This is a genomic window from Streptomyces justiciae (genome assembly GCF_015163075.1).
Taxonomy (GTDB): Bacteria; Actinomycetota; Actinomycetes; order Streptomycetales; family Streptomycetaceae; genus Streptomyces; species Streptomyces justiciae.
Genome location: NZ_JADDXU010000002.1, coordinates 520,546 through 544,863, shown reverse-complemented (window position 1 = coordinate 544,863; position 24,318 = coordinate 520,546). Strand labels below are relative to the sequence as shown.

22 protein-coding genes are annotated in these 24,318 nt (G+C 71.6%); 7 read left to right on the top strand and 15 right to left on the bottom strand.

Annotated features, from left to right (window positions below; genetic code table 11):
- Nucleotides 1-607: 607 nt before the first annotated feature.
- The gene (locus IQ210_RS06500) at nucleotides 608-1,639 is read left to right on the top strand and encodes a lactonase family protein (RefSeq protein WP_194077876.1); all 1,032 of its coding nucleotides are present in this window, start codon (nucleotides 608-610) and stop codon (nucleotides 1,637-1,639) included.
- 102 nt (nucleotides 1,640-1,741) lie between these two features.
- On the opposite strand, the gene IQ210_RS06495 is transcribed toward IQ210_RS06500, so the two are convergent.
- From IQ210_RS06495 to IQ210_RS06480, 4 genes are all read right to left on the bottom strand, one after another.
- Complete coding sequence (locus IQ210_RS06495) at nucleotides 1,742-2,662, bottom strand: sirohydrochlorin chelatase (protein ID WP_194077875.1); 921 nt, start codon at nucleotides 2,660-2,662, stop codon at nucleotides 1,742-1,744.
- A gap of 119 nt (nucleotides 2,663-2,781) precedes the next feature.
- Nucleotides 2,782-3,744 carry an N-acetylglucosamine kinase gene (locus IQ210_RS06490; RefSeq protein WP_194078202.1) on the bottom strand — a complete coding sequence of 321 codons (963 nt, stop codon included), beginning with the start codon at nucleotides 3,742-3,744 and terminating at the stop codon, nucleotides 2,782-2,784.
- 224 nt (nucleotides 3,745-3,968) lie between these two features.
- Nucleotides 3,969-4,646 (bottom strand): uracil-DNA glycosylase, encoded by a 678-nt coding sequence (locus tag IQ210_RS06485; protein WP_194077874.1) that lies wholly within the window; start codon nucleotides 4,644-4,646, stop codon nucleotides 3,969-3,971.
- A 73-nt stretch (nucleotides 4,647-4,719) separates the two neighbouring features.
- Nucleotides 4,720-5,805: a WD40/YVTN/BNR-like repeat-containing protein gene (locus IQ210_RS06480; RefSeq protein WP_194077873.1), complete on the bottom strand. Its 1,086-nt coding sequence runs from the start codon at nucleotides 5,803-5,805 to the stop codon at nucleotides 4,720-4,722.
- A 271-nt stretch (nucleotides 5,806-6,076) separates the two neighbouring features.
- Between IQ210_RS06480 and IQ210_RS06475 the strand changes: the two genes are divergently transcribed.
- Complete coding sequence (locus tag IQ210_RS06475) at nucleotides 6,077-6,661, top strand: Rv1733c family protein (RefSeq protein WP_194077872.1); 585 nt, start codon at nucleotides 6,077-6,079, stop codon at nucleotides 6,659-6,661.
- 160 nt (nucleotides 6,662-6,821) lie between these two features.
- Here IQ210_RS06475 and IQ210_RS06470 read toward each other — a convergent pair whose 3' ends face one another.
- Together IQ210_RS06470 and IQ210_RS06465 are read right to left on the bottom strand one after the other, a co-directional pair.
- Nucleotides 6,822-8,831: a HEAT repeat domain-containing protein gene (locus IQ210_RS06470; RefSeq protein WP_194077871.1), complete on the bottom strand. Its 2,010-nt coding sequence runs from the start codon at nucleotides 8,829-8,831 to the stop codon at nucleotides 6,822-6,824.
- 100 nt (nucleotides 8,832-8,931) lie between these two features.
- On the bottom strand, nucleotides 8,932-10,584 hold the full coding sequence (locus IQ210_RS06465) for an acyl-CoA dehydrogenase family protein (protein WP_194077870.1): 1,653 nt from the start codon (nucleotides 10,582-10,584) through the stop codon (nucleotides 8,932-8,934).
- Between the two features lie 65 nt (nucleotides 10,585-10,649).
- On the opposite strand from IQ210_RS06465, the gene IQ210_RS06460 reads away from it, so the two are divergent.
- Nucleotides 10,650-11,384, top strand: coding sequence for a PaaX family transcriptional regulator C-terminal domain-containing protein (locus IQ210_RS06460; protein WP_194077869.1), 735 nt, complete (start codon nucleotides 10,650-10,652; stop codon nucleotides 11,382-11,384).
- 89 nt (nucleotides 11,385-11,473) lie between these two features.
- On the opposite strand, the gene IQ210_RS06455 is transcribed toward IQ210_RS06460, so the two are convergent.
- Nucleotides 11,474-12,277 carry a pectate lyase gene (locus IQ210_RS06455; protein ID WP_194077868.1) on the bottom strand — a complete coding sequence of 268 codons (804 nt, stop codon included), beginning with the start codon at nucleotides 12,275-12,277 and terminating at the stop codon, nucleotides 11,474-11,476.
- Nucleotides 12,278-12,629: 352 nt separating this feature from the next.
- Here IQ210_RS06455 and IQ210_RS06450 point away from each other — a divergent pair, with 352 nt between their 5' ends.
- Nucleotides 12,630-13,877 carry an extracellular catalytic domain type 1 short-chain-length polyhydroxyalkanoate depolymerase gene (locus IQ210_RS06450; RefSeq protein ID WP_194078201.1) on the top strand — a complete coding sequence of 416 codons (1,248 nt, stop codon included), beginning with the start codon at nucleotides 12,630-12,632 and terminating at the stop codon, nucleotides 13,875-13,877.
- Between the two features lie 301 nt (nucleotides 13,878-14,178).
- On the opposite strand, the gene IQ210_RS06445 is transcribed toward IQ210_RS06450, so the two are convergent.
- Entirely contained in the window at nucleotides 14,179-15,258 is a 1,080-nt protein-coding gene (locus tag IQ210_RS06445) for an NADH:flavin oxidoreductase/NADH oxidase (RefSeq protein ID WP_194078200.1), read from the bottom strand.
- A gap of 173 nt (nucleotides 15,259-15,431) precedes the next feature.
- On the opposite strand from IQ210_RS06445, the gene IQ210_RS06440 reads away from it, so the two are divergent.
- Complete coding sequence (locus IQ210_RS06440; RefSeq protein ID WP_194077867.1) at nucleotides 15,432-15,779, top strand: ArsR/SmtB family transcription factor; 348 nt, start codon at nucleotides 15,432-15,434, stop codon at nucleotides 15,777-15,779.
- Here the strand turns inward: IQ210_RS06440 and IQ210_RS06435 are convergent.
- Entirely contained in the window at nucleotides 15,705-17,075 is a 1,371-nt protein-coding gene (locus tag IQ210_RS06435) for a nucleobase:cation symporter-2 family protein (RefSeq protein WP_194077866.1), read from the bottom strand. The genes IQ210_RS06440 and IQ210_RS06435 overlap by 75 nt on opposite strands.
- Before the next feature lie 130 nt (nucleotides 17,076-17,205).
- Entirely contained in the window at nucleotides 17,206-18,549 is a 1,344-nt protein-coding gene (locus IQ210_RS06430) for an FAD-dependent oxidoreductase (RefSeq protein ID WP_194077865.1), read from the bottom strand.
- A 200-nt stretch (nucleotides 18,550-18,749) separates the two neighbouring features.
- On the opposite strand from IQ210_RS06430, the gene IQ210_RS06425 reads away from it, so the two are divergent.
- Complete coding sequence (locus tag IQ210_RS06425; protein WP_194077864.1) at nucleotides 18,750-19,211, top strand: DUF6214 family protein; 462 nt, start codon at nucleotides 18,750-18,752, stop codon at nucleotides 19,209-19,211.
- Between the two features lie 9 nt (nucleotides 19,212-19,220).
- On the opposite strand, the gene IQ210_RS06420 is transcribed toward IQ210_RS06425, so the two are convergent.
- Nucleotides 19,221-19,814, bottom strand: a complete 594-nt coding sequence (locus IQ210_RS06420; RefSeq protein ID WP_194078199.1) for a DUF305 domain-containing protein — start codon at nucleotides 19,812-19,814, stop codon at nucleotides 19,221-19,223.
- A gap of 236 nt (nucleotides 19,815-20,050) precedes the next feature.
- Between IQ210_RS06420 and IQ210_RS06415 the strand changes: the two genes are divergently transcribed.
- On the top strand, nucleotides 20,051-21,553 hold the full coding sequence (locus IQ210_RS06415; protein ID WP_407699685.1) for an LVIVD repeat-containing protein: 1,503 nt from the start codon (nucleotides 20,051-20,053) through the stop codon (nucleotides 21,551-21,553).
- Here the strand turns inward: IQ210_RS06415 and IQ210_RS06410 are convergent.
- The 4 genes from IQ210_RS06410 to IQ210_RS06395 all read right to left on the bottom strand — a co-directional run bounded on the left by IQ210_RS06410 (nucleotide 21,541) and on the right by IQ210_RS06395 (nucleotide 24,298).
- Entirely contained in the window at nucleotides 21,541-22,230 is a 690-nt protein-coding gene (locus IQ210_RS06410) for a TetR/AcrR family transcriptional regulator (protein WP_194077862.1), read from the bottom strand. The genes IQ210_RS06415 and IQ210_RS06410 overlap by 13 nt on opposite strands.
- A 173-nt stretch (nucleotides 22,231-22,403) precedes the next feature.
- Nucleotides 22,404-23,120 carry an HAD family hydrolase gene (locus IQ210_RS06405; RefSeq protein WP_194077861.1) on the bottom strand — a complete coding sequence of 239 codons (717 nt, stop codon included), beginning with the start codon at nucleotides 23,118-23,120 and terminating at the stop codon, nucleotides 22,404-22,406.
- A 9-nt stretch (nucleotides 23,121-23,129) separates the two neighbouring features.
- Nucleotides 23,130-23,630 (bottom strand): hypothetical protein, encoded by a 501-nt coding sequence (locus IQ210_RS06400; RefSeq protein WP_194077860.1) that lies wholly within the window; start codon nucleotides 23,628-23,630, stop codon nucleotides 23,130-23,132.
- Nucleotides 23,627-24,298: a phosphatase PAP2 family protein gene (locus IQ210_RS06395; protein ID WP_194077859.1), complete on the bottom strand. Its 672-nt coding sequence runs from the start codon at nucleotides 24,296-24,298 to the stop codon at nucleotides 23,627-23,629. The genes IQ210_RS06400 and IQ210_RS06395 overlap by 4 nt, the downstream gene beginning before the upstream one ends.
- Between the last annotated feature and the right edge of the window lie 20 nt (nucleotides 24,299-24,318).

The following is a 24,318-nucleotide window of genomic DNA, read 5'->3' as shown; positions in this document are numbered from 1 at the left end:
CACTCCGGTTCCGGGACCGCCGTGGTGCGTCGTGGGATGGGTGCCTGGCTTCGGGTGTGCCGTGGGGTGGGCGTTGCGGCTGGGACGGCCGTGGGGCGTCGTGGGGCGGGTGCCTTGGCTTTGGGGTGCCGTGCGGTGGGCGCTGCGGCTTGGGACCGCCGTGGTCCGTCGCGGGGTGGGCCCCGGACCCGGGACCGCCGTGGTCCCTCGCGGGGTGGGCACCCCGGGCCCGGCACCGCCGTGGTCCGTCGCGGATGGGCACCCTGGCCCCGGACCGCCGCCGGACCGCCGCCGGACCGGCGCCGCGACCGCGGTGCGCCCGTACCGGCCGCTCGCTCGGCGAGCCCGCCCACGCGCCGCCGCACTCGACCGCTCGTGGATTGCCTCTGTCCGCTGTCCCCGACCCCAGGCGGGCGGCGCCACGCCCACTCACCGCCGCACCTTCGGAAGCGCGCACATCGACCGTCGCCCATCCGCCGCCCGCGCTTCCCCGTCCTTTCGCGCGCCGGCACCGCCGCTTCCGCCGTGGCGGGGCGAAACCTTCGCCGTATGGTCTAGACCGCTGCTACCGTCACCCCCAACGGCTCAGGACCGAGAGGGGACAGCGGTGGCAGACGGTGGCGAGCGGCAGCGGAAGGCCTACATCGGGTCGTTCACGGCGGCCGGAGGCCCCGGAATCGTGACGGCGGCCATCACCCCGGACACCGGCGCGCTCACGCTCCTGAGCAGCCACGACGGCCTGCCCGACCCCTCCTACCTGGCCCTGGCGCCGGACGGCGGCACGCTCTACGCGGTCAGCGAGACCGCCGAGGGCACGGTGGCCGCCTTCCGCATCACCGGCGACCGCCCCGAACCCGCCGGACGCCCGGTACCGGTCGGCGCCGGCCCCACCCACCTCGGCCTGTACGACGGCCACGTCCTGACCGCCGACTACGGTTCCGGCAGCGTCACCGCCGTACGGCTGCGCCCCGACGGCACCCTCGCCGGCCCCGCCTCCGGCACCCTGCGCCACACCGGCTCGGGCCCGCACACCCGGCGCCAGCAGGCCCCGCACGCCCACCAGGTGCAGGCCGACCCGAGCGGACGCTGGGCCGTCAGCGTGGACCTCGGCACGGACTCCGTACGTGTCTGCACGCTGACCGGCGGCACGCCCGACCCGCACCGCGAGATCGCCCTGCGCCCCGGCTCAGGACCGCGCCACCTGGCCTTCCACCCGGACGGCACGTACGCCTACGTCGTCAACGAACTCGCCCCGACCCTCACCGTCTGCCGCTGGGACGCCACGGAAGGCCTGCTGAAGCCGCTGACGGAGGTCCAGGTGCTCACGGACGCCCCGGCCGGCGACGCCTACCCCTCCGGCGTCGTCGTCTCGGCCGACGGACGTTTCGTGTGGACCGCCACCCGCGGCGAGGACGTCCTGTCCACCTTCGCCGTCGCCGGTGACGAACTGCGGCTCGTCGCCACCGTTCCGTGCGGCGGTCACTGGCCCCGGGCGATCGCCGAGTCGGGCGGATTCCTGTACGTCGCCAACGAGCGCTCCGGCGAGGTCACCTGGTTCACGCTCGACCCGGAGACGGGGCTGCCGACCCGTGCCGGCGCGGTGAAGGTGCCGGCGGCGTCCTGCGTGGTCCTCGACTGAGACGGCCCCGGCCGTCGATGCCGTACGCCGAAGGGCCCGCCTCCCGTAGTGGGAGCGGGCCCTTCGGCATTGCTCACGTCATGCTCGTCCCGTACGCGCGTCTCAGCGCGTCGGAGCCCCCTGCGGCTGCTGCGGGGCGATGCCCAGCGCCGTCGTGTACTTCGCCAGCGCCAGCTTGCCGATCGCCGGGTACGGGCCGAGCGCCTCGGCCGCGGAGCAGCCCGCCTCCTTGGCCGCCTCCTCGATCAGACCCGGGTCGATCTCCGGCCCTATCAGGTACGGCGCCAGCGCCAGCTGCTGCGAACCCGACGCCCGCAGCTGCTCGGCCACGGACGCGATCGAACCCTCCTGGTCGAGCGCGGCCGCCATCACCGGCACGGCGAGGCGCGCGGCGAGCAGCATGCCGGTGATCCCGGCCGCCTGCACGGCCTCGTCACCGCCCACGGAGGCCAGGATGATGCCGTCCGCGGCGGTCGCCACGGTGAACAGCCGGGCACGGTCGGCGCGGGCCAGACCGGCCTCGGACAGCCGCACGTGCAGCGCCTCGGCGAGCAGCGGGTGCGGACCGAGCACATCGGTGAGGTCGGCCGCGACACGGCTGTCCATCACGGCCTGGCGGACCACCCGCAGCAGCGCGCTGTCCGGTCCGGCCAGCAGCGGCACGACGACGGCGACGGGGCCCTCGGGCTCCTTGACGTCGAGTCCCGCGGCCCTGGCCTGCTCGTAGCGGGCGGTGCGCTCCTCGCCGGCGTGCGCGAGCACGGACTGGAGCGTGGGGAACTCCGCGTCGTCCCCGTCGAGGTAGCCGATCCGCGCGTCGAGGCCGGGGAGCTCGGAGCGGGCGATGCTCACGACCTCCTCGGCGAGGCTGCGGGTGGCAGCGCTCGGCGTGCCCGGCACCGCGAGGACGAGCGCGGGCGCGCCCTCGGGAGCCGCCAGCGGCTCGGGACGGCGGTGCCGTCCGGGCTGACGGGGGCGCGGCATTCGTACTGGCAGGCCGGCGGGCCCAGTGGGGGAGCTCATGGCGCCGCATGTTACTGGCTTACTGGGCTTCCCTGTTCGGGGAGGGTGCAGGTGAGCGGTATCCGTCCGGTTTTGTCTGATGAGTTACGTACGGATCGGAAGCGGGCGCCCTGTCGGGATCAGTCGCCCGTTCCGGTCATCACGTGAACCATCGACGCATCACTCGGCAGAGTGAGCGCCCCCGACGCCAGGTCCGTCGCGATCCGCACGGCCCCCTGCAACGGGTCCCCGGCGGCCTCGACGCGCAGCGCGTGCGGCAGTCGTTTCGCCAACTCCTCTTCCAGGGGTACGAGGAGCGGGGCGCCCATCTTGAACAGCCCCCCGGTGACGGCCACCTGGGGTTCGCCGCCGGTCGGACAGACCGCGGCCGCCGACTCGGCGATGTGCCGCGCCGCCGCGTGCAGGATGCCGGTGGCCACCGGGTCGTCGGCGTCCGCGCAGGCGGCGACGTGCGGTGCGAAGGAGGCGAGGACGGCGGGCCGGTCCGGGCGCGGGTAGAGCAGGCCGGGCAGTCCGGGCAGCGGCCCGAACTTGCCCTCGGCGCGGGCCAGCAGCCCGGCGGAGCCGCCCGGCCGCCCGTCGTACGCCCGCAGGGCCGCCTCCAGCCCCGCCCGGCCGATCCAGGCACCGCTGCCGCAGTCGCCCAGCAGATGCCCCCAGCCGTCCGCCCGACGCCAGCCGGTTAGATCCGTGCCGACGGCGATGAGTCCCGTACCGCCCGCGACCACGGCCCCCGGCCGCGGCCCGAGGGCGCCCACGTAGGCGGTGACGGCATCCGCGACGAGCGCGAGCGACCCGACCCCGAACTCCCGCCGCAGCGCGCCCGGGAGTTCGGCGCGCAGGGCGTCGCCGAGCGTGGTCAGTCCGGCGGCCCCCACGACGGCCGTGCCCGGCCGGGTCACACCCGTCTCGGCGGCCAACTCCCGAACCATCGGCACCAATTGTTCCATCAGGTGCGCGGGATCGATGCCCCGTGCACCGGTACGCACCGGCACCCGCGACTCCCGCAGCCCCAGCGCACCGCGTTCCGCCGTACCGAGGGCGACCCGCAGACCGGAGCCGCCGGAATCGACCGCGAGGATTCCCGGGCCGACCGGGCCCGGGAGGCCCTTGTCACCACCCGGGCTGACCGGGGTCGAGAGGCCCCTGTCGCGACCCGAGCCGCTCGGGGCCGGGAGGCCGCCGTCACCACCTGCGCCGACCGGGGGCAAGAAGCCCCTTTCGCGATCCGCGCCGCTCGGGGCCGGGAGGCCGCCGTCACCACCTGCGCCGGTCACAAGTCCCCCGTCGCCCGCGCCCCTTGCGGTCACGGCAGGCGCCAGTCCACCGGTTGTCCTCCCTGCCGGACCAGCAGGTCGTTGGCCCGGCTGAACGGACGGGAGCCGAAGAAACCGCGGTCCGCCGACATGGGGGAGGGGTGCGCCGACTCCACGGACGGCAGGTCGCCGAGGAGCGGACGCAGATTGCGGGCGTCGCGCCCCCAGAGGATCGACACGAGCGGCTTGCCGCGTGCGGCCAGCGCCCGTATCGCCTGCTCGGTGACCTCCTCCCAGCCCTTGCCCCGGTGTGCGGCCGGCTTGCGCGGGGCCGTGGTGAGCGCCCTGTTGAGCAGCAGCACGCCCTGCTGGGTCCACGGCGTCAGATCACCGTTGGAGGGCTGCGGCAGCCCCAGGTCGGTGTTCAGCTCGCGGTAGATGTTGATCAGACTGCCGGGCAGCGGACGCACCTCGGGCGCGACCGAGAACGACAGCCCCACCGCATGACCGGGCGTCGGGTAAGGGTCCTGTCCGACGATCAGGACGCGGACGTCGTCGAAGGGCTGCTGGAAGGCCCGCAGGACGTTGGGTCCGGCCGGGAGATAGGTGCGTCCCGCGGCGATCTCCGTCCGCAGGAAGTCGCCCATCTCGGCGATCCGTCCGGCGACGGGTTCGAGGGCCTTCGCCCAGCCCGGTTCGACGATCTCATGCAAGGGTCGTGGTGCCACGGGCGTCACCCTACTGCCGTACAGGCAACGGCGATCAACCGGTGGCCAAGGCCCGGTGGTCCCCCCTCGTGGCTCATCCCACCACCGCGGCCCGCACACACAGCACGTCCGGCAGATGCGAGGCGAGCTGCTGCCAACTGTCGCCGTCGTCGGCCGAGGCGAACACCTCACCGTTGCGATTGCCGAAGTACACCCCGGCCGGGTCCGCGTCGTCGGTGCAGAGCGCGTCGCGCAGCACCGTGCCGTAGTGGTCGCCCTGCGGCAGACCCGCGGACAATGGCTCCCAGCTCTTGCCCGCGTCCGTCGTACGGAACACCCGGCAGCGGTGGTCGGCGGGCACCCGGTCCGCGTCGGCGTTGATCGGGAACACGTACGCCGTGTCGCCGCGGCGCGGGTGCGTCGCCATCGCGAAGCCGAAGGTGGACGGCAGCCCTTCGCCGATGTCGGTCCAGTGCGCACCCGAGTCGTCGCTGCGGTAGACGCCCCAGTGATTCTGGAGATACAGCCGGTCCAAAGTCGCCGGGTCCTGGGCGACCTTGTGCACGCACTGGCCGAACTCCGGGTTCGGATCGGGCAGGAACACCGCGGAGACACCGGAGTTGGAGGGCGCCCAGCTCGCGCCGCCGTCGGACGTCTTGAACACCCCGGCCGTCGACACGGCGACCGTCACCGCCTGCGGGTCACGCTTGTCCGTGACGACCGTGTGCAGCCCCTCCCCGCCGCCGCCCGGGACCCACTTCGACCGGGTCGGGTGCTCCCACAGCGGGCGGACCAGCGTGAAGGTCTCGCCGCGGTCCTCGGAGCGGTACAGCGCCGCCGGCTCCGTGCCCGCGTACACCACGTCCGGCTCCGCGGCCGCCGGATGCAGCTGCCACACCCGCTCCAGTGAAGCGCCGGTGTCCTTCGGGAACTTGACGGCGGGCTGGGCCGGTTCGGTCCAGGTGCGGCCGAGGTCGTCGGAGTGGAACACCGACGGCCCCCAGTGCGCGCTGTCGCCGCCCGCCAGCAGCCGCGGCCGCTCGCCCCGGGTGTCGATCGCGACCGAGTACACGGCCTGCGCGTTGAAATACGGACTCTCGTCGAACTCCCAGGTCCCACCCCGCCTGCGCCCGATGAACAGGCCCTTGCGGGTTCCCACGGCGAGCAGTACCTCGGTCATGCCGATCACCTCCGCGACGTCCTTGTCTCAGATATCGGCCAGTCTGCACCCAGCCACTGACAGTCACCCCCGGAAAGGGCTCCGTCGCAGGTCAGGGCGGTGATGGTAACGCGTGTCGGCGATCCGCGGGCCGCTTTCGCGAAGACCGGACGGGGCCGCGGGGCCTGTGCGACGGTCGAGTCGTGGGGACTCGCCGTGAGCACCTCGGCGACCTCCCCCGTATGGAAGGGCGGCCCGGCATGTTCATGCGCACATGAGGAGGAAGCCTTCGATGGCGTTCCGTGGTTCGAAGGTGTGGCTGTGGCGTTGGCGGCGCAATCCGCTCCGGCGTCGCGCCGACAAGGTGGAGGCCTGGGTCGTGCTCGGCGCCTGGCTGCTCACCGCCCTCGCGGGAGTGTTCGCCGGCCTGGCGGCGAGCCGGTCCGTCGAGGGCACCCTCGCCCGGGAGCGCGTCGAGTGGCGGCAGGTCGAGGCCCGGCTCGTGGCCAAGGCACCCGGCACCTTCGCCGGGCAGACCGGCACCGCGAGCAGCGATCAGGTGTGGGCGAAGGTGCGCTGGGCGGCCCCGGACGGCTCCTCGCACACCGGCCAGGTCCGCGTCCGCCCCGGCAGCGCCACGGGCACTCCGGTCAGCGTCTGGACCGACGCGGAGGGCCGCCTGGTCACCCGCCCCACGACCCCGGCGCAGGCCCACCTCCGCTCGGCTCTGATCGGCGCCCTCGTGGGTGCGAGCGCGGCGATCGTGCCGTTCGTCGGCGGCCGCACCCTCTGCGCCCGCCTGGAACGCCGCCGGATCGACCAATGGGACGCGGAGTGGGCCCGGTTCGGACAGCAGCGGGGGCGGACGGCGGGTTGAGGGACCGACGCCGACGCGGGACGGCGAGCGAGCGGCCGGCGCCGATTCCCCCGCGGTCCGTCGCGAGGTGTGGGACCTGTTCCGCGAGTTCACCAAGGCGGTGGGGCACCCCCGGGCAGCTCTGAGGCAGCTCTGAGGCAGCTCTGAGGCAGTTCGGTCGTCAGCCGACGCCGAGTGCCTCCCGGCAGCTCCGCAGCAACTGCTCGTCGGAGAGGACGGCCAGGGGCGAGTGCACCTCGGACGGGGCCGTGTGCCGCTGCGGGGCGGCCAGCTCCGCCCGCAGCAGATCGTGCAACGGTGCCCCCGCCGGGCCCATGGCCGCGACACACTCGACGATGGGCTGCCGGAGGGCCGGCGTCCCCGTCCAGGTGTCCCGCAGCAGCGGAAGAACCAGATCCGCTTCCGCCTCGTCGCCGATCCGCCACAGCGCACACGCCGCGGGCGTCCGCACCCAGACGTTCGGGTCCTCGACCACCCGCCGGAGTCCGGCCCTCGGGGGCGCGGCCGCCGGACCCAGCCGGGCCAGCACCTCGGCCGCCCTCCTCTGCGCGACGCCATCGCCCTCGGGCATCACCAGAACGGGGAGGACGGCCTCGGCGTCGCCCTCCAGGGCCCAGAGCGCATCCGCGGCCTCGATCGCGTGCTCCCCCGCCAACAGCCTCCGCACGACAGGTATCGCCTCGACGGCCCCGGCACCGGACGCCCCGAGCGCGCGGAGCGCCGCACCGATGACGAAGGACCGCATCCTGTGCTCCGGCAGCCCGGTCAGCAGCCGCAGGATCACCGGCACGCTCTTGGTGTCCTCCAGTGCCGTGAGCGCCGACAGCAGCGCCACCGCACGGCTGTGGTCGTCGGGGCCGTCGAAGGAAAGACCCGCGAGGCTCTCCCGCAGCGCCGGCGCGAGAGGTGCGGCGGCCGGGCCCAGGTGGTCGACGACCTGCCCCAGGTCGTAGGGAGCGTCGGAGGTGGCCAGGAGCTGCCCCAGCACCGGCACCGCGCGCGGATCCCCGCACCTGGCCAGCGCCCTGAGCGGCTCGCCCAGCGTCGGCGCGCCGTGTTCCCAGTGCCGCACCCACAGGTCGGGGCGGGACGTCACCAGGGCGTGCAGATCGTCGGCGGCGGGCGCGGCCAGATGGTAGAGGTTCTCGAGGACGTAGGTCGCGGCATCGCGCAACTGGTCCTCCTCGGCGGCGAGCTGGGCGCCGATCAGGGCGACGGGCGTGCTGTAGTCGGCGCGCCAGTCGCGGAAGAGCCCTGAGGACATCCACATCGCGTTGCACCGGTCGGTCGGGTCCGGGCTCGTCAACTGTCCGTTCAGCAGGGCGATCCGGTCGGCCAGCCGGCCGCCGAGCGCGGTGTGCAGGGTCCGCAGCAGCTGGGAGCCCTCCTCGTCCGAGGGGCGCAGCCGCCGCAGCCGGCCCACCAGCGTGTTGGTGTCCGGACGATCGGGTTCGCACGACGGGTCGAGGCGTTGGCCGGACCGCTCCCGGAGCAGTCCGACGGCCATGGGCACCAGGTCGGCGGGGAGCCGGTCGGGCGCGCTGCCCGCCAACTGCCCCAGCGCGGCCAGCCGTTGCTCCGGGCCGTAGGGCGCCCTGCTCAGGGCCGTGAGGAGATCCACCACCTCCGCCGTGTGCCCGGGGTGCCGACGGGCCAGGAAACCGAGGCTCTCGGTCAGCGCGAGCAGCACCCGGTCGTCCCGCTCCACCGTGAGCCGCTCGCGCAGCAGGCTCAGCACCCGCTCCGGCCGGTCGAGGAAGCGCACGGCGGCGCTCGCGGCGGTCCGGCGCACTCTCGCGTCCGGATCCGCGGCCAGCCGGACGAAGACCTCCGCGCCGGCCCGGACCGCCGCACAGGCCATGGCGTGACCCGCGCCCGCGCCCTCGGGGACCTCCCCGTCGCCACCGATGCTGACGAGGAGTTCCACGATCCCGCCCCGGTCCCGCACCTCCTCGCGCGCGGCGAGCGCGAAGAGATACGGAACGCAGGCGAGCGTCGAGTCGTACACGTCTCCCTGGTGGTGCACGGCGCCGTACATCCCGTCGAGCGCGATCTCCCGCTCGGCCGGGTCCGCGGAGGCCAGCCCCCGCAGCAGTCCCGGAACGTCCTCCGCGCTGCCGTACGCATGCCGCATCGAAGCCCAGTCGACCTCGTCGATCCCCGTGAACACGCTGCCCTCCCCAGGCGTAGTGCCAAGTGATCCCGAGTCTGCACCACGGCACTGACAACGAAGCGGAATCACGGGGTGACGGTCTGTCGGCCAATGCGGCTCAGCCAGTGGGCAACGCCCGCCCCAGGATCGCCCCCACGTCCGCCGCATCCGGCAACGTCCCGAAGGCGTGCCCCCAGTCGCCGCCGAGCCGGGTCGCGCAGAACGCATCGGCGATCGCGGGCGGCGCGTGCCGGACCAGGAGGGAGGCCTGGAGGGTGAGGGCCATCTGCTCCACCAGGCGCCGCGCCCCGGCCTCCGAGCCGTCGCGCAACAAGCCCTTCAGGCGGCTCACCGCGGCGTCCAGCCGGGCGTCCGCCCCCTGCGCCAGGGCCAGTTCACCGAACAGGGCCTCGGCGGTCCCCGGCTCCCGCGTCAACGCCCGCAGTACGTCGAGGGCGTTGACGTTCCCCGAGCCCTCCCAGATCGACAGCAGGGGAGCCTCGCGGTAGTGGCGGGGCATGCCGGAGTCCTCGACGTAACCGTTGCCGCCGAGGCATTCCAGGGCCTCCGCGGTGAAGGCCGGGCCCCGCTTGGTGACCCAGTACTTGCCGACGGCGGTGGCGATCCGCCGGAACGCCTGCTCATCCACGTCCCCGCGCACCGCCCGGTCGGCCGCGCCCGCCAGCCGCAGGGTCAGGGTCGTGGCCGCCTCCGACTCCAGGGCGAGATCGGCGAGGACGTTGCGCATCAGCGGTTGGTCGACCAGCCGGGCCCCGAACGCGCTGCGGTGCCGGGCGTGGTGTCCCGCCTCGACGAGCGTCTTGCGCATCAGCGTGGCCGACATCATCACGCAGTCGAGGCGCGTGCAGTTGACCATGTCGATGATGGTCTTCACGCCCCGCCCCTCGGGCCCGACGAGCCAGGCCGCGGTCCCGTCGAACTCCGGCTCGGAGGAGGCGTTCGACCGGTTGCCGAGCTTGTCCTTCAGCCGCTGGATGCGGAAGGTGTTGCGACTGCCGTCGGGCAGGACGCGCGGCACCAGGAAACAGGACAGCCCTTGAGGTGCCTGTGCCAGCACCAGGAACACGTCGCACATCGGCGCCGACGTGAACCACTTGTGCCCGCGCAGGGTGTACACGCCCGGCTCCGAGGTCGGCACGGCCACCGTCGTGTTCGTCCTGACGTCGGAGCCGCCCTGCTTCTCGGTCATCCCCATGCCCGCCAGCAGCCCGCGCTTCTCGGTGGGCACACGCAGGTCCGGCTCGTACTCCCGGCCGGTCAGCAGCGGTTCGTAGACCTTCGCGAGGTCCGGCTGGTGACGCAGCGCGGGGACGGCGGCGTACGTCATCGAGGTCGGACAGCCGTGCCCGGCGTCGGTGTGCCCCCACGCCAACCCGCCCGCCGTACGCGCCACATGGGCGCCTGAGCGGTCGTCGGCCCAAGGCGCGCCGGCCAGCCCCTCGGCGACCGCGGTCCGCATCAGGTGGTGCCAGCTCGGATGGAAGTCGACCTCGTCGACGCGATGGCCGTAGCGGTCGTGCGTGCGCAGCTCGGGCTCGTGACGGTTGGCGAGAGCGGCCCACTCCTGCGCCTCGGCGCTGCCCGCGAGCCGGCCGATCCGCCGTACGTCCTCCTCGGCCCAGCCGGCGCCCTCTCTGCGCAGCCCCTCCAGCAGGGCCGCGTCCTCCGACGCGTCGTACGGGGCCAGGGGAGGGGGCTGATTGGTGACGTCGTGCGTCGCGCTGCCCTCGTGGGCCAGTGAGAAGACCATGGATCGAGTGTTGCACTATCTCTACGGCTGTAGCAATGCTGCAATACGCAATACAGTACGTGACCATGCGGACGAACCAGGCTGAGCAGCCCGACCAGCTCGAACTGCGTCCCTTGTCCGCACGCTCGGTGGTCCTGAGCCTGCTGCTGGGCGCGCATCCGCCCGAGCTGCCGGTGAAGGAGCTGGTCCGCCGGGTGGAGCCCTTCGGTGTCGGCGGCTCCACCGCGCGGGCCGCGCTCAGCCGCATGGTCGCAGCCGGTGACCTGCGCCGCACCGACACCGTCCACCGCCTGAGCGACCGGCTCCTGGAGCGGCAGCGGCGCCAGGACGACGCCGTGCATCCCCGCACGCGCGCGTGGGACGGCGACTGGGAGATGTTCGTGATCACGGCGACCGGTCGCGGCCCCGCCGAACGGGCCGATCTGCGGACCCGGCTGGCCTCGCTGCGGCTCGCCGAGCTCCGGGAGGGTGTCTGGCTGCGCCCGGCCAATCTGAGCCGCCCGCTGCCGGACGACCTCGCCCAGGTGGGGGAGCGGTGCACGGCCCGTCCCGAGCGCCCCGCTGCCGAACTGGCGGCGGCTCTCTGGCCGTTGGACGCCTGGGCCGCGAAGGGCCGGGCCCTGCTCGCCCACACCGCGCGCGTGGACGGCCCCGCCGACCGCTTCACCGCGTTCGCGGCGGTCGTACGTCATCTGCTCGCGGACCCGGTCCTGCCCGCCGAACTCCTGCCCGCCGACTGGCCGGGAGGCGCCCTGCGCACCGCGTACGCCGACTACCGGCGCGAACTCGGGACGCCGTGAGCCGCACATGATGCGGCGGCCGTACGAAGCGCCGTGCGGGGACGCTTCGGACGGCCGCCTTCACCGTGGGGGGAGACGGGCTGACGTGACTACTTGTACGTGATGTCCGAGGACGAGTACTTGCAGTACGTCCCGTCAGGACCCGAACCGTTGGTGGTCGGCTCCTTGCCCGTGTTGTTGCCGATGTACTTCTGGCAGGGGACGATCTTCTTGCTGGAGTCCCCGACGATGGTGATGCCCCGCAGGGTCGCGCTGTCGCCGTAGTTGGTGTTGATGCCGACGAGCTTGCTGCCCTTGTAGGTCGCCTCGATGGTGTTGAGGTTGATCGTCCGCTTGTACTGCGTCGAGCAGTTGCCGCACGAGCGGACGAAGGTGCCGAAGTTCTTCACCGCGAAATTGGAGACGTTGAGCGTCCCGGCGCCGTTGAACTGGAACACCTTGTCGCTGGCTTCCTTCGCGCCACCACCGGAGATGGTGTACACGTTCGACGACGAGGAGCCCTTGAACGTCGCCGCGTCCTCGCCGACGTCCTCCCACCAGACGTTCTGCAGCGTGCAGCTTCCCTCGCAGTGGATGCCGTCCGCGGCGGGCGCGCCGATGATGACGTTCTTCAGGACGGTGCCGGCGGCGAGCTTCAGGATCGGGCCCTGGTCCTCGTCCTGGCTGCCGCTGCCCAGGTCGCCTGAGCCGTACAGGCGCTGCATCCCGTAGTCCTTGGTGCCGGACACCGAGATGGTGGCGGTGACCGCCTTGCTGCTGGTCGGGGTGGGCCAGGTCGCGGCGCTCGCGGTCGGCGTGTTGATTGCCATGATCATGCCAACTGAGAGGCCGAGTGCGGCCGTCGCGCCGGTCAGTGCGCGCCGGTGTGTGCGGGGAGGTGGTGAAGAAGTCATGTCCCGATTCCTTCTGTGCGGGGGGTTTGGTCGTTGATCGCATACATGAACGATGTGTGCCATTACGAACGACGCGCACAGATCCATGCGGCTCTCCCAGGGAAAATCGCGCCGTTCGGTCACCCTGCTGAACGGAACGTAGAGGGTAAGCGCTTTCTGGTCAACGCTTCGCGCAGAAGGTTTCTGTGGCGTGGGAGCGCTTCCATGGTGGCCATGTGCATGCCACCATTCCTTTTGCTCCCCTCAGCGATGCCCCCACGAGCCGCCATCACGAAGGGACCCCACCGTGTCCGCCACTGCCGGCACCCTCGCGAGGAGACCGCTGCGCGCGGTCCTTGTCGCGCTCCACGGAATGCTGGTGGCGTTACTCGCCGCCGCGCTCCTCACCGCACCCCCGGCCGCCGCGAAGGAGGCCGCCCCGACCGCGACCCTCACCGAGATCACCAACTTCGGCGCCAACCCCAGCAACCTGCAGATGTACCTGTACGTCCCCGAGACCGTCACCGCCCATCCGGCGATCCTGGTGGCCGTCCACTACTGCACCGGTTCCGGGCCGGCGATGTACTCCGGCACCGAGTACGCCTCGCTCGCCGACCAGTACGGGTTCATCGTCGTGTACCCGTCCGTCACCCGCTCCAGCAAGTGCTTCGACGTCTCCTCGCCCCAGGCCCTCAAGCGCGGCGGCGGCAGCGACCCGGTCGGCATCAAGTCCATGGTCGACTGGACGGTCGACGCCTACGACGCCGACACCAGCCGCGTCTTCGCCACCGGCATCTCCTCCGGCGCGATGATGACCAACGTCCTGCTCGGCGACTACCCGGACGTCTTCGCCGCGGGCGCCGCATTCTCCGGCGTGCCGTTCGGCTGCTTCGCGACCACCGACGGCTCCGAGTGGAACAGCGCCTGCGCGCAGGGCACGATCACCCACACCGCGCAGGAGTGGGGCGACATCGCCCGCGCCGCCTACCCCGGCTACACGGGAGCCCGCCCGCGCATGCAGCTGTGGCACGGCACCGAGGACGACGTGCTGCGCTATCCCAACTTCGGCGAGGAGATCAAGCAGTGGACGAACGTGCAGGGGGTGAGCCAGACCCCGGCCGCCACCGACTCGCCCCAGTCCGGCTGGACCCGCACCCGCTACGGCGGCACCGGTGACCGCGCCCAGGTCGAGGCGATCAGCCTCCAGGGCGTCGGCCACAACCTGTACGCCTGGGGGATGGCCGCCCGCGTGCTCACGTTCTTCGGCCTCGACAGCGGCGGCACCGTGCCCCAACCCCCGGCCGGGCCCTGCAAGGTGACCGTCACCACCAACGCCTGGAACACCGGCCTGACCGCGTCCGTGACGATCACCAACACCGGCACGAGCACGGTCAACGGCTGGCAGCTCGCCTTCACGCTGCCCGGCGGGCAGACGATCACCAACGGCTGGAACGCCACGTACGCGCCGAGTTCCGGCGCGGTGACGGCGACGAACGCCTTGTACAACGCGACGCTCGCCCCGAACGCGAGCGTCAGCATCGGCTACCAGGCGACCCACACCGGGAACAGTGCGGCGCCGGGTGCCTTCAGTCTCAACGGAACGGCCTGCACGGTCGGTTGACGGCTCCGGCCGCAGGTGCCGTCAGTACGGCAGCAGTCGTCCCGACGGTGTCCTGCGGTCGATCGTCTCGTCCCGGCGCGGGGCGGGCCTGCGGATGACACGGATACGGGTCTGGCCCTTCATGACGCCCTCCTCATGCCTGATACCAACAGCCTCGCTGTCGCGGGCGCCTGGCACATCGTGCCTGGGAAGGCATTACCCCTGACCTGGGGGGAGCAACCGCCGGGGCCGCCCTACTTCTTCGGGAGGACCGGCACGTACTCCCCAGGTCCCGGTCCTCCCGAAGCCGCGGGCCGTCGGCTCAGACCGACCGGTGGTACTGCTCCGGCACGTGCACGTCCCCGCCCAGCTCCCGCGCGGCCTGCCGCGCCCAGGACGGGTTGCGCAGCAGCTCACGGCCCAGGAGCACGGCGTCCGCCTCGCCGTTGACCAGGATCTTCTCGGCCTGCTCGGGCTCGGTGATCAGGCCGACCGCGGCGACCGGCAGCGTCGTCTCGGCCTTGACGCGGGCCGCGAACGGCACCTGGTAGCCGGGGCCGATCGGCATCCGCACGCCGGAGGCGTTGCCGCCGGTGGAGACGTCGAGCAGGTCGATGCCGTGGGCCTGGAGATCGGCGGCGAACCGGACGGTGTCGTCCGGCGTCCAGCCGCCCTCCTCCAGCCAGTCCGTCGCCGAGATCCGGAAGAACAGCGGCTTGTCCTCGGGCCACACCTTCCGTACGGCGTCCACGACTTCGAGCGCGAAGCGGGTGCGGTTCTCGTACGAGCCGCCGTAGGCGTCGGTGCGGTGGTTGGAGTGCGGGGAGAGGAAGTTGCCGATCAAGTAGCCGTGGGCGCCATGGATTTCGGCGATCTCGAAGCCCGCGGCGAGGGCGCGACGGGCGGCATCCGCGAACTGCCCGACAATGTCCCGGATCTGAGCGGCCGTCAGCTCGGTCGGCACCGGGTGCTCCTCGTCGAACGCCACCGGGCTCGGCCCGTGCGGCTGCCAGCCGTAACCCTCCGCCCCGACCGGCGCGCCGCCCTTCCAGGGTCGCTCCGTCGAGGCCTTGCGCCCGGCATGCGCGAGCTGGATGCCCGGGACCGTGCCCTGGCTCACCAGGAAGCGGGTGATCCGGCGGAACGCCTCGACCTGGGTGTCGTTCCAGATGCCGAGGTCGTACGGCGAGATCCGGCCCTCGGGGCTCACGCCCGTGGCCTCGACGATGACCAGGCCCGTACCGCCGGCCGCCCGCGCCGCGTAGTGCGCGAAGTGCCAGTCGTTGGGCGCCCCGGTGTCCGGGCCCTCGGGTGCCGCGGAGTACTGGCACATCGGCGGCATCCACACCCGGTTGGGGATCGTCAGGTCACGCAGGGTGTAGGGCTCGAAGAGTGCGCTCACGGCGGGCTCCAATTCGTCACGGGACCAGTGCTCGACTCGTACGATAGCCATCGTATTACGGTGGATGTCAAACTACGAAGGGTTTCGTACAATGGGCGTCCCGAAGGCATCGGAAGCCATCCCGAAGGCTTCCGAAAGCCTTCCCGAAGCCTTCTCGAAGAGGTGGAGCCGCCGTGACCTCGCCCGCTGTCAGCAGCCGTGACCTGCCGCACCCGGCCCGGGACGAGATCCGGCTGGAGCCGGTTCTGCACGCGCTCTCCGACCCGATGCGCCTCGCGATCGTGCGAGAGCTCGCCACCGTCGGTGACGAGCTCACGTGTTCGCAGTTCGAGCTGCCCGTCACCAAGTCCACCACCACGCACCACTTCCGGGTGCTGCGCGAGGCGGGGGTGATCCGGCAGATCTACCGGGGCACGGCCAAGATGAACGGCCTGCGCAAGGACGACCTAGACGACCTCTTCCCGGGGCTCCTGGACGCCCTTCTCGGCGCCGCCGACCGCCAGGCCGTCCGGCTCGGCTGAATCCGACTTCGAGGGAAGGTGGTTGAACAGCAGGTTCAGCACGATCGCCGTCAGGCAGCCCGCGCTGATACCGCTGTTCATCACCGTCTGGAACCAGTCCGGGAACTTCTCGTAGACCGTCGGCACACCGACCGGCAGCATGCCCATCGCCACCGAGACGGCCACCACCGTCAGGTTGTTGTTGCCCTTGAAGTCGACGGTCGAGAGGGTCCTGAGGCCGCTGGCGGCCACCGTCCCGAACATCACCAGCCCCGCGCCGCCGAGCACGGGCGCCGGTATCGCCGCGACCACCGCGCCCAGCTTGGGCAGCAGACCGAGCAGCACGAGGATGCCGCCCGCGGCGGCCACGACCCAGCGGCTGCGGACGCGGGTCATGCCGACGAGGCCGACGTTCTGGGCGTACGCCGTGTACGGGAAGGTGTTGAAGACACCGCCGAGGACGGTCGACAGGCCGTCGGCGCGCAGACCGTCCGCCAGCGTGCGGGGCTCGACCTTGCGGTCGGTCATCTCGCCGACCGCGATCAGGTCACCGGTCGTCTCGGTCATCGTCACCAGCGCCACCACCAGCATCGACGCGATCGCCGAGGCCTCGAAGGTGGGTGCCCCGAAGTGGAACGACGTGCTGATCCCGAGCCAGTCGGCGTCGCCGACCCCGTCGAAGTCCGTGAACCCGAACGGCACGGCGACGGCCAACCCGACCACGATGCCGATCAGCACCGCGATCCGGCTGAGGAAGGCGGGCGCGAAGCGCTGCACGCCCAGCACCACGAGGAGTACGAAGAGCGCCAGGCCCAGGTTCTTCGGCTCCCCGAAGTCCGCCGAACCTACCCCGCCCGCCGCCCAGTTGCCCGCGACCGGCAGCAGTGACAGGCCGATGATCAGGATCACGGTGCCGGTGACGAGCGGCGGGAAGAAACGGAGGAGTCTGCCGAAGACCGGCGCGAGCAGCATGATCGCGAGGCCCGCGACGATGACGGAACCGTAGATCGCGGGGAGGCCGCCGCCGGTCGTGCCGATCAGCACCATGGGGGAAACGGCGGCGAACGTGCAGCCCTGCATGATCGGCAGGCGTACGCCGAAGCGCCAGAAGCCGATGCACTGGATGAGGGTCGCGATGCCGCACACCAGGAGGTCGGCGGTGATCAGATAGGCCAGATCCGCGGGCGACAGTTTCATCGCGCTGCCGACGATCAGGGGGACGGCGACGGCACCGGCGTACATGGCGAGTACGTGTTGGAGGCCGAAGGCGAGGAGGTGGCGGGCGGGTGGGACTTCGTCGACAGGGTGCGTGGTCATGGGTGGGACCGTAGGCTCCTTGAACAGATTGTTGATTTCGGGGGTGTTGCGGGTGCGTTGCTCGGTGCGGGTTGTGTGTGGCTGGTCGCGCCCACGCGGCGGAGCCGCATATTGATACAGCCCCGCGCCCCTAACCGGCATTGCCGTGCGCGGCGTTCAGCAGTGCTCCCCAGTCAGGGAGTTTCACTACTCCGCGTCCGAGCGAAGCCCCGAGTTCTGCCTCTGCCTGTTCGATGGCGCACCAGCCTGCCCACTCGACCGGTTCGACACCTTCCGCCCGCAGCGCCGCGAGTGGATCATCCGGGAGCTGCGCGCGTACGAGCATGTCGGCGTCCTCCAGCAGCGACGTCACCGTCTCCTTCGCGCACGGGCGGTTTGTGCCGATGACTCCTGTCGGGCCCCGCTTGATCCAGCCGGCCACGTATTCGCCCGGCGACACCACGCCTTCGCGCAGCACGCGGCCGGCGAGATGGGGGACCGTGCCGTTCTGTTCGTCGAACGGCAGGCCCTCCAGGGGGACTCCGCGGTAGCCCACCGAGCGCAGTACCAACTGGGCCTCGATCTCCTCGTATTGGCCCGTGCCGGTCACGCCGCCGTGCCCATCCGGCACCGTCCGCTCGAAGCGCACCGCGCTCACCCGGCCCGCCTCGGCGAGGAGTTCGACGGGGCGCAGGAAGAAGCGGAGGTGGATGCGGCGCGGAGTCTCCGTCGGTGGGGAGTCGGCCCAGCCGCGCAGCACCTCCACGTTGCGGCGTTGGGCGGCGGGGAGCGGTGAGGGGTCCAGGTAGGCGGGGTCGAGGGCCAACTCCGCGCGGTCCACCGCCACTTGGGTGTGCGGGAGGTCGCCCAGCTCGCGCAGCTCCTTGGTGGTGAAGCGGGCCTGGGAGGGGCCGCGGCGGCCGACCATGTGGACGTCCGTCACCCGGCTCGCGGTCAGTGCGGTGAGGGCCGACTGAGGCATGTCCGTGGGGCTCAGTTCGGCGGGGCCGCGGGCCAGCATCCGGGTCACGTCGACGGCGACGTTCCCGACGCCGATCACGACCGCCGAGCGGGCCGCGCGGACGAAACCGTCGTCGACGGCGTCCGGATGGGCGCTGTACCAGGACACGAACTGGGTGGCCGAGAAGCTGCCCGGGAGGTCCTCGCCGGGGATGCCGAGGTGCCGGTCGGTCGCCGCGCCCACGCAGTACACGACGGCGTGGTACAGCTCCCGCAGCCGGGCGGTCGGTACTCCGCCGGCGCCGATCCTGACGCCGCCGAGGAAGCGGACCCGCTCGTGCTCCAGGACCGTGCGCAGGTTGTTCTGGAGGGACTTGATCTTCTCGTGGTCGGGGGCCACACCGTAGCGGACGAGTCCGTACGGGCACGGCAGCCGGTCCAGGACGTCCACGTACACCGCGGGGTCCAGCTGGACGAGGCTCTGGGCGGTGTAGCACCCGCTCGGCCCGGAGCCGACGACGGCGACACGAAGCACGGCGGTACTCCTTACCCGTGGGGATCAGAGCAGATCGCTGATGTCTCCAGCATCGCACCGCGGCTGCTGCGCTGACAGGGTGCTGTACGCGGCCGGGGACGCGTGTCCGTTGGTATGGAAAGTGATCATGCGGTTACGTTCCGTGTGTGCTAGAAGCATCGTTTCTTAATCTTTCTGATCGTTGTCCGACGGACGGTGCCGTGTCCGTGTGGCCCGCGTGGGAAGTGCAGGAGGACGAGGTCGCCACCTCGTGGTTCCACGTCCGGCTGGCGTTCACCGACGGCGCCCGGGTCGACCTGCTGGCCGTGGTGGCCGACGGCTGCGCCTCCCTGGAGGATGTGCGGGCCCAGCCGGCGCTCTCCCTGGACGACCTCGCGGTCCTCGCCGACTGGATCGAGGGTCCGCTCTTCGAGGCGTGCGGCCTCGGACCGGTTCCGGAGGAGGGTGAGCCGGGCGTCTCGCGGCGGGCCCGGCCCGCGTGGCCGCGGGGCGTCGAGGGGCGGTGGCTCGTCGCGCAGGAGTACCGGGCGGCCCAGGAGGAGGGCGTCGACCCGGTGCTCGCGGTGATGTGCGCGACCGGGCACAGCCGCCGCAAGTCGCTCAGGATGATCGCTCAGGCCCGTGACGCCGGCTACCTGACACCACGTCACGCGCGCCGCTGAACACGCGTGTTACAGCATGTCCCGCATCCTGGAGATCTCGCTCGTCTGCTGGGCGACCACGTCGTCGGCCATCTCCTCGATGCGGATGTTGTTGCCCTGCCCCTTCACGTCCGTGGCCATGGTGAGCGCCCCCTCGTGATGCGTGATCATCAGGGTCAGGAACAGCTGGTCGAAGGCCTTCCCTCTGGCCGCCTTCAGCTTCTTCAACTGTGCCTCGGTGGCCATGCCCGGCATCGAGGCGTGGTCGTGGGTGCCCGGCTTCGTGTCCTTGTCGTACGACGTCAGCCAGCTCTCCATGGCCTCGATCTCCGGCTCCTGCGCCGCCGCGATGCGCTCGGCGAGCTTCTTGACCTTGGTGGACTCGGCGCGGTCCGGGACGAGTTCGGTCATTTCCAGGGCCTGGGTGTGGTGCACGATCATCATCCGGGCGTACGAGACGTCCGCCGAGTTGGGGGAGTCGTCCTCGGCCCGCTGATCCGCGGCCTCCTCGGCGGACAGGGTGCGGTTCGCCTCGCCGGGCTCGCCGGGTGCGAGCACCGAAGGTCCGGTCGCCGCCGCCGACTTGCCATCGGAGTCGGAGTCGCAGGCCCCGAGGCCGAGCATCACCAGAACGGTCACCGTGGCGAGGGACGCGCGGCGGATGAGCACAACGACCTCCTGTGGCAGGCGGGTTGGGTGGCACCTCGTGAGTGCCGTGACTGTCCTAGCACGCTTCCGCGGTTTATCGAGCAGAAAACTTCATTGCGATTCTGTTGCCCCCTGTTGGTGTGTGCATGGTCAAGACCATACTTCGGTGGTGTGTGAACCGTTCCGAGGCGAACGGAACCAGGGAGGAAGCAGTGATCCTGAAAGATCCCCGAACCCGCCACAGACGCCTGGGAGTTGTCGCCGCCGCGACCGGACTCCTCGCGGCCCTGCTGACAGCCGTCCCGGCCGCCGCGACCCCCGACCCCGGGGACGGCACGGCCGCTTCCGGCAAGGAGGTGTCGCAGAGCACCGAGGCCCAGGTGAAGGCCGCGATAGCCGACGGCGAGATACCCGGCAAGGACGAGGTCGTCCACTCCGACAACATCGAGCACCTGACCAACATCCCCAAGGACGCGCTGCCCGGCACCAATTCGGACCTCGCCTTCCAGGGCAGGTACGCCTTCGCCGGCAACTACGACGGCTTCCGCATCTTCGACATCAGCAACCCGAAGGCGCCGAAGACGGTCGCCCAGGTGCTGTGCCCCGGCTCCCAGAACGACATCTCCGTCTCCGGCAACCTGCTGTTCCTGTCGACCGACTCCTCGCGCAGCGACAGCAGTTGCAACAGCACCACGCAGCCGGCGACCGAGAAGTCCTCCTGGGAGGGCATGAAGGTCTTCGACATCAGCGACAAGACCAACCCCAAGTACGTCGCCGCCGTCGAGACCGCCTGCGGCTCGCACACCCACACGCTGGTGCCCGAGCGCAAGAACGTCTACATCTACGTCTCCTCGTACTCACCGAACGCCTCCTACCCCGACTGCCAGCCCCCGCACGACGGCATCTCGGTCATCAAGGTGCCGCGCAACGCCCCCGAGAAGGCGGCGGTCGTGGGCTTCCCGGTGCTGTTCCCGGGTGAGGGCCCGGACGGCGGCGGCAACCCGGGCGCGCCCACCAACCCGGGTGTCTCCAAGACCACCGGCTGCCACGACATCACCGTGCTGCCCTCGAAGGACCTCGCCGCGGGCGCCTGCATGGGGGACGGCATCCTGTTCTCCATCGCCGACCCGGAGCACCCGAAGGTCATCGACCAGGTGCAGGACAACGTGAACTTCGCGTTCTGGCACTCGGCGACCTTCAACCAGAAGGCGAACAAGGTCGTGTTCACCGACGAGTTGGGCGGCGGCGTCGGCGCCACCTGCAACGCGACGGTCGGCGCGAACCGCGGTGCCGACGGCATCTACGACATCGTCGGCAAGGGCGACAAGCGCAAGCTCGTCTTCCGCAGCTACTTCAAGATCCCGCGCCACCAGGCCGACACCGAGAACTGCGTCGCCCACAACGGCTCGCTGATCCCGGTCAAGGGCAAGGACATCATGGTCCAGGCCTGGTACCAGGGCGGCGTCTCCGTCTGGGAGTTCACCGACTCCTCGAAGCCCAAGGAGATCGGCTACTTCGAGCGCGGCCCGCTGACCACCGACACGCTCACCGTCGGCGGTTCCTGGTCGGCGTACTACTACAACGGTTACATCTACTCGAACGACATCGCCAAGGGCTTCGACGTCCTGAAGCTGAGCGACCGGCGCACCGACCCCGCCAAGTGGGTCCGGTTGAAGGAGCTCAACACCCAGACGCAGCCCGACTACTTCGACTGACCCTCAGGGCCGCACTCCGGTGCGGCCCCGGTCGCGAAGAACCGCGACAGATCCGTGTCGCCCGTCCCGCCGGACGCCGCCTCGGTGTCCGGCGGGACTCCCAACTCCCAGTCCAGCCGGTAGCGTTTGAACAGTTCGGCACGGAGCACCGGCAGCGGCATCGGCACGCCCGGCACGAGGGCGGCGTAGACCGAGCCCATCAACAGGGCCCGCAGCATGGGGTAGTCGGCGTCGGGATCCGGCGAGCCGTGCCGTGCGACGGTGTCCCGCAGCAGCTCGGCCAGGCGTCGCTGTTCCGGGCACGGCATGAACCCCTCGGCCTGCAGCAGTCCCGCCATGTGCTGGCGCATCAGCACCGGCCGGTCCCGGGCCAGGCCCAGGATCGCGTCGATGGCCCGCGCCATCCGCTCCCGGCCGTCCTCGGTGTGCGGCTCCCGCTCCAGTGCCTCCTCCAGCGTGCGGTGCATCAGCCGGTGCACGGCGGACTGCACCAGCTGGCGCTTGCCGGGGAAGTAGTACGACACCAGTCCGCGCGCGGAGCCGGCCCGGTCCGCGATGTCGCCGAGCGTCGTCGCCTCGTACCCGTGCTCGCTGACCACCTCGACCGCCGCCTGGAGCAGCCGCTCACGGGATCGCCGCCGCAATTCTTCATTGACCGAGGCGCTGCGCGGGGACATGCTGTAACTCCTGCGTTGACTGGCTGCCAGCCAACTATACTCAACGCGTCCGGATCGGCCGATGAAACGGCTGGTCAGGGCTACCGTCCGTCTCGGGCGACGCGGGGGATCGTCCGAGACGGACGGTTCTTCTCACCCCACTGGTGGCCTGAGGCTACTTACTGGCCCGCCGTTCAGTCGGCCGTCGAGGCGTTTCCGTCCTCGTCCACCAGATCCAGCACCGGCAGCAGCCCGTCCGGCCGCTCGGTCACCGGCAGATGATCCACGAAGTGCACCGCGCACCCGAGCGCGGCGGCCCCGCCGTCCGCCCGCCGGTCGTCGCCGACCATGAGCGTCCGGTGCGGCTCCGCGCCGAGGTGGGCGCAGGCGGCGGCGAACAGCCGGGTGTCGGGCTTCTGGACGCCGTGCTCGTACGACAGCACATAGGCGTCGATGTAGGGGTCGAGCCCGTGCTCCCGGAACACCGGCCGCAGATCCCAGCCGATGTTGCTGACGACCCCGATGGCGATCCCGCGCTCGCGCAGCGCCCGCAGCACCTTGCCGGCGTCGGGGTAGGGCCGCCAGGCGGCCGGGGACATGTGGCGGTCGTAGAGCAGGTCGTGCAGCGCCGGGTCCGGCAGCGCCACCTGTCGCGACAGCCCCGTGTACACCGCCCGGTGCAGCTCGGCGCTCTCGTCGCGCGTCGCCCACGCCCCGGCCATCTCCTCGGGCACCCGCACGGGGCTCGTGCCACCCGGCAGCGCCCCCGCCACCTCCAGCGCCCGCGCCGTCTCGACGACCTCCCGCTCGGCCAGCACGATCCCGGCCTCGGCGAGCCCGCCCCGCAACCAGGACTCGGCGGACTCGATACGGAAGAGGGTCCCGGAGAAGTCGAACAGCACAGCGATCATGCGGAGATCCTACGAGCCGACGTTCCACTCCAGAGGCAGCTCACCGCCACAGAACACACAGACGAAATCCCCCTCGCGCACGACCGAACACGCACGACAGCCCTCGCAGCGCCGGAACACCACTTCGTGGGTGAAGCGCCCGGGACGGGCGACACCGGCCAGGTCGAGCGCGTGGGCGACCGCCGCCCATGACGCCAGGTCCGGGCAGTAGCCGGTCGAGTGGTTGCTGACCTCGTGAACGGTCCAGCGCCCCGCGACGCGGACGAATGCCATCTCGCCCGCGGCCAGGACGGCACGACCCCCGGCACACGCCACATGCTCGCTGCGCCGGGGCGCGAGCCGCAGGACGCCGTCCAGGTCGACGACGAAGGTGTACGGCTCGGCCGCCTCGTCCGCGCCCCGCTCGGACACCCAGACGTCGAGATCCGCGGCGGAGCGGATGGCGCGGCCCTCGGAGCCCGGTCGCACCGACGCCCTGATCTCGGGCGGCCCCACGTACGTGTACCTCACGCCTGTCGACGCCCGTGCACCAGAACTGCCACCGCCACCACCAGAGCGCCCAGCAGCCAGCCGCCGAGGACGTCCGAGGTCCAGTGGACGCCGAGCCAGATGCGGGTGAGGCCGACGCCCAGGACGGAGACGACGGAGAGGGTGAGGGCCGTGCGCCACAGGGCGCGGCGCACGCCGTGGTGGTGCAGGAGCCACAGGAGGAGGCCCAGGACGACCGTGGCCGTCATCGCGTGACCCGAGGGGTACGCCGCGAAGTGGGCCGTGTCGACCGGGTCCGGCCAGACCGGGCGGGGCCGGTCCACCGCCGCCTTGAGGGACTGCTGGATCAACGTGCCGACCGCGCACGTGACCGCCAGCCACCCCGCCGTCCACCACGCCGCCCGTCTCCACACCAGCCACACCACGACCACCGCGCACAGCAATCGCATCGTCCACGGGTCCCACACCCAGTCCGTGAGGATGCGGAACGTGTGGGTCAGCCCGGAATCCTCGACCGCCCACCGATGGGTCGTGTCGGCGATGTCCCCGTCGAAGCTCATCAGGGGATGCCAGCGGACCGCGACGAGCGTGAGGAGCAGCACGGAGCACACGGTCAGGACCCCGGCCGCCCGGACGGCGATGCGGTGGTCCGGCGGGCTGGGCGGGGCGTCGACGGGCGGGGAGTGCATACAACGATCCTCGCCGACCA